Here is a 3,459-nt window from a genome sequence, read left to right as displayed (position 1 = left end):
CGGAGATGATCGCCGCCCTGCTGGCCATCCTCAAGGCGGGCGGCGCCTACGTGCCGCTGGACCCGGCGTACCCCGCCGACCGGCTGCGCTACATGCTGGAGGACAGCGCGCCGGCGGCGCTCGTCACGCAGTCGTCGCTGGGCGGCACGTTCGCGGGGCTGGACGTCCCGGCGGTCGAGCTCGACACCCCGGCCCCGGCGTGGGCGCAGCGGCCGGAGACGAACCCCGCGTGCGCGGGGCTCACGCCCGGCCACCTGGCGTACGTCATCTACACCTCCGGCTCCACGGGGCGTCCGAAGGGGGTGATGGTCGAGCACCGCAGCCTGGTCAACCACACCGCGTGGCAGGCCGCGGCGTTCGGCATCGGCGCGCCCGACATGGTGCTGCAGCGCACGTCGATCTCGTTCGACGCGTCGGTGTGGGAGCTGTGGACGCCGCTGGCCACCGGCGCGCGGATGCTGCTCCTCTCCTCCGCCGCGGCAAAGGACGCGCAGGCCATCGGGCGGGTGATGGGGGAGGGCGGGGTCACCGTCGCGCAGTTCGTCCCGACCCTTCTCCAGGCGGTGCTCGGCGCGCGTTCGGCGGACAGGCCGCTCCCCTGCCGGCTCCTCTTCTGCGGAGGCGAGCCGCTTTCGGCGGCGCTGGTGGAGGAGGCGCGCGCGGCGGGCGTGGGCGAGGTGGTCAACCTGTACGGCCCCACCGAGGCGACCATCGATTCGACCTCGCACGTGTGCGGCCTGGACGACGGCGCGCCCGCCATCGGCCGGCCGATCGCCAACGCGCGGATCTACGTGCTGGACGCGCGCGGCGAGGCGGCGCCCGTGGGGGTGGCAGGGGAGCTGTACGTCGGCGGGGCCGGCGTGGCGCGCGGCTACCTGGGCCGCGCCGGGCTGACGGCGGAGCGCTTCGTCCCCGATCCGTTCTCGCCCGGGGCCGGCGCGCGGCTGTACCGCACCGGCGACCTGGGCCGCTGGAGGGCGGACGGGACGCTGGAGTTCCTGGGGCGGACCGACTTCCAGGTGAAGATCCGCGGCTTCCGCATCGAGCTGGGCGAGATCGAAGCCGGGCTGCGCAGCCACCCCGCCGTGCGCGACGCGGTCGTCCTGGCGCGCGCCGACGCGCCGGGCGACACGCGGCTGGTCGCCTACGTGGTGGGCGATGCCGACGCGGAGGCGCTGCGCACCTGCCTGGCCGAGCGGCTGCCCGAATACATGCTCCCCGCGGCGTACGTGCGCCTGGACGCGCTGCCGCTGACCCCGAACGGCAAGCTGGACCGCAACGCGCTGCCTGCCCCGGATGGCGACGCGTTCGCCACGCGCGGGTACGAGGCGCCGTCCGGCCAGGTGGAGGAGGCCGTCGCGGCGATCTGGGCCGAGGTGCTGGGGGTGGAGCGGGTGGGCCGGCGTGACCATTTCTTCGCGCTGGGCGGACACTCGCTGCTGGCGGTGCGCGTCGTCTCGCGGGTGCGGCAGGCGCTGGGGGTAGAGGCGGCGATCGGCGACCTCTTCGTCCGGCCGGTGCTGGCGGACTTCGCGCGCGGGCTGGAGACGGCCGCGCATGCCGATCTCCCGGCCATCGTTCCCGCTGACCGCGGCGGGCGGCTGGAGCTGTCGTTCGCGCAGCAGCGGCTCTGGTTCATCGAGCAGATGGAGGGCGCGGGCGCGGTCTACCACCTTCCCATGCGCCTGCGGCTGAAGGGCGAGCTGGACCGCGAGGCGCTGATGCGCGCGCTGGACCAGATCGTGGCGCGGCACGAGGCGCTGCGCACCAGCTTCCCGGAGACGGACGGCGTTCCCGCGCAGCGGATCTCCGCGGTGGAGGAGAGCCCGTTCCACCTGGTCGAGCACGACCTCCGTGCCTCGGCGGACGCGGAGGACGAGCTGCGTCGCCAGGTGGCGGAGGAGGCGGAGGCGCCGTTCGACCTGGCGCGGGGCCCGCTGGTCCGCGGGCGGCTGATCCGGCTGGCCGGCGACGACCACGTGCTGCTCATCACCATGCATCACATCGTCTCCGACGGGTGGAGCATGGGGATCTTCACCCGCGAGCTGAGCGCCCTCTACGGAGCCTTCCGCGGCGGCAGGCCCGATCCGCTCCCGCCGCTGCCGGTGCAGTACGCCGACTACGCGGCGTGGCAGCGGCGCTGGGTGGATGGAGACGTGCTGCGGAGGCAGGCGGACTACTGGCGCGAGACGCTCGCGGGCGCGCCGGAGCTGCTGGAGCTGCCGGCCGACCATCCGCGCCCGGCGCGGCAGGACTTCGCCGGCGACTCGGTGGACGTGGAGCTGGACGAGGCGCTGACCACGGCGCTGAAGACGCTGGGGCAGCGGCACGGCGCCACCCTTCACATGACGCTGCTCGCCGGATGGGCGGCCGTGCTCGCCCGGCTGTCGGGCCAGGACGAGGTCGTCGTCGGCACCCCGAGCGCCAACCGCGGGCGGAGCGAGATCGAGGGTCTGATCGGCTTCTTCCTCAACACACTGGCGCTGCGCGTGGACCTCTCCGGCGCGCCGACGGTGGCGGAGGCGCTGGGGCGCGTGAAAGCGCGCGCGCTGGAGGCCCAGGAGAACCAGGACATCCCGTTCGAGCAGGTGGTGGAGCTGGTGCAGCCGGCGCGGAGCCTGGCGCACACCCCGCTCTTCCAGGTGATGTTCGCCTGGCAGAACGCGCCGGTAAGCCGCCCGGAGCTGCCGGGGCTGGCACTGGCTCCGCTGGACCCGGCGGACTCCGGGGACTCGTCGTCGCAGGGGAGCGCGAAGTTCGACCTCTCGCTGGCGCTCTGGGAGGATGGCGGGCGGATCGAGGGGGGGGTGAACTACGCCACCGCGCTCTTCGACCGGGCGACCGTGGAGCGGCACGTGGGCTATCTGCGCCGCATGCTGGAGGAGATGGTCGCGGACGACACGCAGCCCGTCGATCGGCTGGAGCTGCTCCCCGCGGAGGAGCGGTGCAGCGTGGTGGAGGAGTGGAACGCGACCGATGCGGCGTATCCCCGCGAGGCGTGCGTCCACGAGCTCTTCGAAGCACAGGTCGAGCGCACGCCGGGCGCGGAGGCAGTGTCGTTCGAAGGGGAGCGTCTCACCTACGCGGAGCTGAACGCGCGCGCCAATCGCCTGGCGCACCACCTCCACTCGCTGGGCGTGGAGCCGGACGCCCGGGTGGCGCTCTGCGTGGAGCGCGGGGTGGAGATGGTGGTGGCGATGCTGGCCGTGCTCAAGGCCGGCGGAGCGTACGTGCCGCTGGATCCGTCGTACCCGGACGAGCGGCTGCGCTACATGCTGTCCGACAGCCGCCCCGCGGTGCTGCTGGCGTCGTCGGCGCTGGCGGCGCGGTTCGCGGCGGCCGGCGTGCCGGTGCTCGACCCCGCCGACGAAGCGGCGTGGGCGCATCTGCCCGCCGCCGATCCGCGGCCGGCGGGGCTCTCGCCCGACCACCTCGCCTACGTCATCTACACCTCGGGGA

At 74.3% G+C, this 3,459-nt stretch carries 1 protein-coding gene; it reads left to right on the top strand.

Annotated features, from left to right (window positions below):
- A partial coding sequence (locus VF092_06740; protein HEX6746978.1) for an amino acid adenylation domain-containing protein occupies positions 1-3,459 on the top strand: 3,459 nt, incomplete at both ends.

Source organism: Longimicrobium sp., assembly GCA_036377595.1.
GTDB lineage: Bacteria > Gemmatimonadota > Gemmatimonadetes > Longimicrobiales > Longimicrobiaceae > Longimicrobium.
This window is presented reverse-complemented; position numbering and strand designations above follow the sequence as displayed.